We start from the raw sequence: 6,000 nt of genomic DNA, 5'->3' as shown, positions 1-6,000 counted from the left end.
TGACAAAAGGCACCGAGAGGGATTCCTCTCGGTGCCTTTTGTCGACAATCTGAGACGCACTATATGTGCGTTTTTTTTGTTTTAATTAAAGCTTTATTTTCTGTAAGAGTTCTTCTTTCTCAGCCTCAGTTAACATTTTTTCAGCCATTGGGTATAGAACATTTTCTTCTTTAGTAAAGTGGCTTGTGAGAATGTGGAATGCTTCTATAATATGTCCCACTAATTCTTCAGCAACATTTCTTTCAATATTTACAGAAAGCTTACTTGTTTTTTCTAAAAAATCTTCAATATTTTTATGTGCTTGTTCATGTTCATATTCCATAACAGCGATCGGTCCAGATTCTCTACCAATATAGTTCGCCATCATTGTAAATAAATAACCTTCCTCCTTTTCTGAATGAGGATCAAGATTACCTTGAAAAAGAAGAACCTTTTCGCGTAAATCTAAAATTGCTTCATACAAATCTTCTATTTCTTTGTTTTCTTTTATACTTTCCGCCAACAAGAAAAGTTCCTTTTTCTGTTCATTTAAAGGACCATGCTCATCAAGTAATAGTTGTAATGGTGTACATAATGGAGTGTTATTACTTTGAAATATACTACTCATACATTCTGACATATTTATTCCCCCAATCAACGATAGTAAAAGTATAACTAATCAAAATAGTGATTGGGGTGATTTACATCACTACATACAATGTTCACATTCCTGTTAATTTTATCAGAAAAATTAAAATACTTTAACATCAATTTGTAGAAATATCATATAATGTATGTAAAGAAAAATTTAATACTTGAAAGGGGTCATTAAAATGAATGCGTTTCCAAATTATTGTGAATTTTACCAGAGACCATTAGTCCCCATTGGAAAGAGTGATATTGTAAGAATACCAGAAAATCCATTTACAACCCATTGGTTGATTGCGATGGAAGGAATTGAAGATAAAAGCGGAAACAAAGTAGAGCATTGGAAGGTCTTTGTTTTCTTATCCGATGTGGATGGAACCTTTGAGTACACCAATCCTCATTTTCATTCAGATCCAATTACTTCAATTCATTCCGCAATCGAATTCGCGAAAGAAATAGAGAGCCAATGCAAATGTGACCAATTTGCTGTTCTTACCCCAAACGAAAATATCGGTTAATTCCCCACTATTTGTGCTTTTCCCTTTTTGTAATTATTTGTGAATAAATATACACACTATCGATAAAGTGTTTTAACTTTATATAAAAAACACTAGGATTAACCCAGTGTCATAAATGAAACATTATGCGAGTCTAAAGACCACCCCATGGCCACCCTGTGGGTATTCCCATTTAATATTTTGATGTGGGCAACCGATTCGACAGCTTCCACATTCATGACAACCTTCATACCCTACATGCATCCGAATATTTTCCCATTTATATACTTCCGCTGGACAGAAAATAGTGCAAATTTTATCAGGGCATTTTGTCATGCATACATCATGATCCATAACAGTTAAGTGTGATTCTTTCGCCGCCTTAAAACGGACCAAATACTGTTTATCCTCAATATTTTTTGACATTATTTCATCACCCTCCATGCTCGATACATGTCCTTGAATACATTCATTTTCCCTTTCTCATTCGTAAAATCACGTAATATTTCTTTTTGTTTTTCACGCTTTGAAGTACCATCTACTGTAAAAAATTTACTCGCTGCCCGATTTACCATTGGCAGGTATTCCTTGAAATATTGTGGATGATCTTCAAACGTCACTGTTGCGTCCTTATATTTCTTAAGATCCTTTCCAATAAAGCTATTATAAAGATTGATCCGGTAAGCATCTAATGCCTCTTCATCAAACATACCTTTTTCCTTAGCTCGTAGAATTGCTTCTGCAGCCATTTTTCCCGAAGCCATTGCCATATTAGAGCCTTCACGATGTATCGCGTTAACCAGGTGAGCAGCATCGCCCACAACAATTACCCCATTACCAACGAGCTTAGGTATTGAGTTGTAGCCACCCTCAGGAATTAAGTGGGCCAAATATTCAACAGGCTCTCCTCCATCTACATACGGTTTCACCATAGGATGATTTTTTAAATACTCCAATAAATCATATGGTTTCATTTTTGCTTTAATCATACTTGATAAGGTCGTTCCCACCCCAAGATTTAGACTGTCTTTATTCGTATATAAAAACGCTGTTCCTAAATTTCCTTTCGTCGAATCACCAAAGATTTCTACTGTACAACCTTGATTATCCTCTAAGTTAAAACGATCATTAATTTTATCCTTAGGTAAATTAATCACTTCCATAACTGTGAGTGCAACTTCATCTGGTTTGAACTCCTTATGGAAACCTAGTTGTTTTCCTAATAATGAGTTCACACCATCTGCAAGGACAACAACATCTGCATAAACATCTCCATTCGGACGGTCAGTTCTTACTCCTAGCACTCTACCATTCTCAACTATACATTCGGTTACAACAGTTTCATTGATTAAAAGAGCACCAACTTCTACTGCCTTTTTTGCAAACCACTGATCAAACTTTGCACGTAACACTGTAAAATTATTATAGGGCTCTTTTCCCCATTCCAACCCCTTATAGCCAAATGAAACCATTGATTCCTTATCCATCACCCAAAACCTTTGTTCAATTACAGGGCGTTCTAGTGGCGCTTCTTTCCAAAACTCCGGAATAATATCTTCCATTTGCTTACGATATAATACGCCACCCATAACATTTTTGCTCCCTGGATATTCCCCCCTCTCAATTAGGAGTACATTTAACCCATTTTTCGCACATGTATATGCACATGAAGTACCAGCAGGACCTGCTCCAACAACGATTACATCAAATTTTTCAGACATAGCTTACTTCACCGCCTTTTTGATTACGAGTATTTCGAAATAGTTCAATAAGTTTTGGAAGTATTTCTAAGGCATCCCCTACAATGCCATAAGTTGCTACGTCAAAAATCGGTGCATTTGGATCCTTATTAATGGCAATAATCATTTCAGAGTTCTTCATTCCTACCACATGTTGAATCGCTCCTGATATTCCTATCGCAAAATACAGCTTCGGTGTAACGGTTTCACCAGTCTGTCCAACTTGATAATCATGACTAATCCATCCCGCTTCAACAACGTCACGACTTGCCCCAACTGTTCCACCTAATACATTTGCAAGTTCATGTATAAGCTGAAAACCCTTTTCATCACCTAATCCCTTTCCACCAGCAACAATAATATGGGCTTCCGCCAAATTAACCTTCTTACCAACATCTCTTACAATCTTAAGTACTTTCGTACGTACCTCCTCTTCCTTAAGTGAAATCGATTCTTCAATGATTTTGCCTGTTCGACCCTTTTCTCGAGTGAGCGCTTTCATAACCTTTGGACGAACAGTAGCCATTTGCGGCTTATGCTTTTTACATAAAATTGTTGCCATAATATTTCCCCCAAATGCAGGGCGACTAGCCTCTAATAATCTTTTTTCAACGTCGACATCAAGCATAGTTGTATCTGCTGTAAGACCAGTACTAAGATCTGTTGCCACAGCACTAGCTAAATCCTTACCATTGGGTGTTGCACCATATAGGAATATTTCTGGTTTATATTTCTGACAAAGCATATTCACCCCTGTCATAAAGGGCTCAGTTCGATAATGCTTTAACACTGGATCGTCAATTACATAAACCTCATCTGCACCATATTCAATTACTATAGAACATAGTGATTTGACGCCATCTCCTAGTAGCACTCCTGCAAGGGGTACTTCAAGTTTGTTAGCTAAGTTTCGCCCAGCACCGAGTAATTCTAATGATACACCTGCAATTTCCCCATCAGTTTCCTCAATAAATACCCATACACCTCTATATTCCTCGTTCATTGTTCTCCCCCCTATTTTGCTTCAAATAGTTCTTCTCTCTCCATTAAGATATTTAGAAGCTCTTCTACTTGTTCAACTACAGAACCCTCAAGCATTTTTCCACCTTCAAGCTTAGGAGGAGTAAACATTTTTCCAACAATCGTCGGTGATCCTTTCAAGCCTAATTGTTTTCGGTCAACCTCTCCTAAATCATTCACACTCCATATGATTGGTTCATATCTTGCAGCCTTAATCATATTTGGAAGCGGTGAATATTCAACTGGATTTATCTCTTTTCCTACGGTTAATAAACAAGGAACTGGTGCTTGTATTAACTCATATCCACCAGTAATTTTTCTCTTTAAAAGAACTGTTTTTTCTTTCCTATTCATTTCGACTATTTCAATTACATTTGTAATCGGAGGAATATCAAGCCTTCTTGCAACTCCAGGGCCCACCTGTCCTGTATCTCCATCAATTGCGTGCAAACCACAAATAATAAGATCAATAGGCTCCTGTTCCTCAATTTTTTCTAAGGCTTTCGAAAGTGCATAGCTAGTTGCTAATGTGTCCGCTCCTGCAAAAGCACGGTCAGAAATTAAATATCCTTTGTCTGCTCCGATTTCAACACTTTTTTTAATAACAGCTACTGCTTGTGGTGGGCCCATCGAAAGAACTGAAATTTTTACATCAGATTCCCTCTTTAAATTTGCTGCTGCTTGAACTGCATGGGCGTCATATGGATTCAAAATTGCTGGAGCACTCCGACGATCTAATGTGTTTGTTTTGGGATTAATTTTAATAATTTTTGTATCCGGTACTTGTTTGACGCATACGACAATGTGCATGCTCACATTCACTCCTTAATGATTGTTTTCTTAAAAAGGTACAGTTTTGTTCAGCTATTCACATAAATATGCAATCTTTACTACAGTATATATGTGAAATAAGCCTCGGTTAGCACCTCAATCTACAAATAAAAAAGGCAGCTATACTTAAAGTATTTTAGCTGCCCTCACTTCGTTGTGATGATTAACATTTTTGTTAGAATATATATTTAATTTATTACAAAATTCTAAAAAAATCCGTGATATACATCACGATTTCCGTCCTTTTTCCAAAAAAAAAGGGGCAATTCTTAATAATATTAAAAAATTGCCCTCTTAGTATTTGAATTTTTTAGTAGTTTTGAAGTTTAACTCTAGTTCCACAAAAAAATAATATCATTTGTCTTATATTAAGCCGAAAGTGACTTACTACAGTCTCCTCTGTTTCAAATTGCTGATACTGATTTAATAGTTGATCAAGCTTCTGACTGCACTCAATTGTTTGTTTACTTGTAAATCCAGTTTTGATTGCTGTCGTAATCATCTCTTCTCTTCTCTCGTTAATTTCATCTAGTAGTGACTGTATAGAATCTTCACACTTGGTTGCCAACAAGTCCAACTCCTTTTTTACCGTAACAATTTGTTCTCTATGCATTATTACAAAATCTACTATATAAGTAAATAGATTCGCAAAATTAGACATTTTTTTCGAGGATTTTTTTAAAAATGTTATTTAACTCGTTAATAATAAAAGCTCATTTCTACTTAATTCAAGAACTATCACCAAAATTCGACAAAGTCTGTAAACGAAGGATTAATTTTCACATTTATGGTAAAATAAGGACATATATATTTAATGCAGTTATATTTTGAAAAGGGGTGGGTAATCATGCATATTCGAGGTATTGGAAAAAAAGGATTACGCTTATTCATGTCAAAAGCTGTATCTTATACAAAAGATAAGAAAAAGTCAAAATCACTATTACAAAACGCCGAGAAGAAGGCGTCAACAAATAAAAATTCGCTAAGTGGGGTATGGGATAAGTTTCAACTTTTAATAGCAGCATTAAAAGCATGGTGGTCTGGAGAATATCGTGATATCCAGCCTAGGTCAATCATCATGATCACAGCTGCACTTATTTATTTTGTATCACCTATTGATTTAATTCCTGATTTCCTTATTGGCCTTGGAATTGTAGATGATGCTGCAGTTCTCGGATACGTTTTTTCACAGATTTCTAAAGAATTGGATAGGTTTAAAAAGTGGAAAGAAGATACAGAACAGATTATCACTTATGATGTAAAAGATTATTGAAGACCATGGATTC

General features: G+C 35.8%; 8 protein-coding genes. 2 read left to right on the top strand and 6 right to left on the bottom strand.

The window, feature by feature from the left end:
- Positions 1–85: 85 nt before the first annotated feature.
- Positions 86–619 carry a hemerythrin domain-containing protein gene (locus tag MJG50_RS19740; protein WP_240257493.1) on the bottom strand — a complete coding sequence of 178 codons (534 nt, stop codon included), beginning with the start codon at positions 617–619 and terminating at the stop codon, positions 86–88.
- Positions 620–812: 193 nt separating this feature from the next.
- Between MJG50_RS19740 and MJG50_RS19735 the strand changes: the two genes are divergently transcribed.
- Positions 813–1,145 (top strand): hypothetical protein, encoded by a 333-nt coding sequence (locus tag MJG50_RS19735; protein WP_240257492.1) that lies wholly within the window; start codon positions 813–815, stop codon positions 1,143–1,145.
- Positions 1,146–1,268: 123 nt separating this feature from the next.
- Here MJG50_RS19735 and MJG50_RS19730 read toward each other — a convergent pair whose 3' ends face one another.
- The 5 genes from MJG50_RS19730 to MJG50_RS19710 all read right to left on the bottom strand — a co-directional run bounded on the left by MJG50_RS19730 (position 1,269) and on the right by MJG50_RS19710 (position 5,282).
- A complete protein-coding gene (locus tag MJG50_RS19730) occupies positions 1,269–1,568 on the bottom strand; it encodes a ferredoxin family protein (RefSeq protein ID WP_240257491.1) in 300 nt (99 codons plus the stop codon).
- The gene (locus MJG50_RS19725) at positions 1,550–2,845 is read right to left on the bottom strand and encodes an FAD-dependent oxidoreductase (protein ID WP_240257490.1); all 1,296 of its coding nucleotides are present in this window, start codon (positions 2,843–2,845) and stop codon (positions 1,550–1,552) included. The genes MJG50_RS19730 and MJG50_RS19725 overlap by 19 nt, the downstream gene beginning before the upstream one ends.
- Complete coding sequence (locus MJG50_RS19720; protein ID WP_240257489.1) at positions 2,838–3,866, bottom strand: electron transfer flavoprotein subunit alpha/FixB family protein; 1,029 nt, start codon at positions 3,864–3,866, stop codon at positions 2,838–2,840. Before MJG50_RS19720 ends, MJG50_RS19725 begins: the two co-directional genes overlap by 8 nt.
- Before the next feature lie 11 nt (positions 3,867–3,877).
- Complete coding sequence (locus MJG50_RS19715) at positions 3,878–4,693, bottom strand: electron transfer flavoprotein subunit beta/FixA family protein (RefSeq protein WP_240257488.1); 816 nt, start codon at positions 4,691–4,693, stop codon at positions 3,878–3,880.
- Between the two features lie 331 nt (positions 4,694–5,024).
- Positions 5,025–5,282 carry an aspartyl-phosphate phosphatase Spo0E family protein gene (locus MJG50_RS19710; protein WP_240257487.1) on the bottom strand — a complete coding sequence of 86 codons (258 nt, stop codon included), beginning with the start codon at positions 5,280–5,282 and terminating at the stop codon, positions 5,025–5,027.
- Between the two features lie 279 nt (positions 5,283–5,561).
- Here MJG50_RS19710 and MJG50_RS19705 point away from each other — a divergent pair, with 279 nt between their 5' ends.
- A complete protein-coding gene (locus MJG50_RS19705) occupies positions 5,562–5,987 on the top strand; it encodes a YkvA family protein (protein WP_240257486.1) in 426 nt (141 codons plus the stop codon).
- Positions 5,988–6,000: the final 13 nt, after the last annotated feature.

Source organism: Fredinandcohnia quinoae, from assembly GCF_022427965.1.
Classification (GTDB): Bacteria; Bacillota; Bacilli; order Bacillales; family Bacillaceae_L; genus Ferdinandcohnia; species Ferdinandcohnia quinoae.
This window is presented reverse-complemented; position numbering and strand designations above follow the sequence as displayed.

Bases quoted from the DNA above. Each gene is read 5' to 3' on its own strand.
- MJG50_RS19740 (WP_240257493.1), bottom strand. From the start codon at position 619: ATGTCAGAATGTATGAGTAGTATATTTCAAAGTAATAACACTCCATTA.
- MJG50_RS19735 (WP_240257492.1), top strand. From the start codon at position 813: ATGAATGCGTTTCCAAATTATTGTGAATTTTACCAGAGACCATTAGTC.
- MJG50_RS19730 (WP_240257491.1), bottom strand. From the start codon at position 1,568: ATGGAGGGTGATGAAATAATGTCAAAAAATATTGAGGATAAACAGTAT.
- MJG50_RS19725 (WP_240257490.1), bottom strand. From the start codon at position 2,845: ATGTCTGAAAAATTTGATGTAATCGTTGTTGGAGCAGGTCCTGCTGGT.
- MJG50_RS19720 (WP_240257489.1), bottom strand. From the start codon at position 3,866: ATGAACGAGGAATATAGAGGTGTATGGGTATTTATTGAGGAAACTGAT.
- MJG50_RS19715 (WP_240257488.1), bottom strand. From the start codon at position 4,693: ATGCACATTGTCGTATGCGTCAAACAAGTACCGGATACAAAAATTATT.
- MJG50_RS19705 (WP_240257486.1), top strand. From the start codon at position 5,562: ATGCATATTCGAGGTATTGGAAAAAAAGGATTACGCTTATTCATGTCA.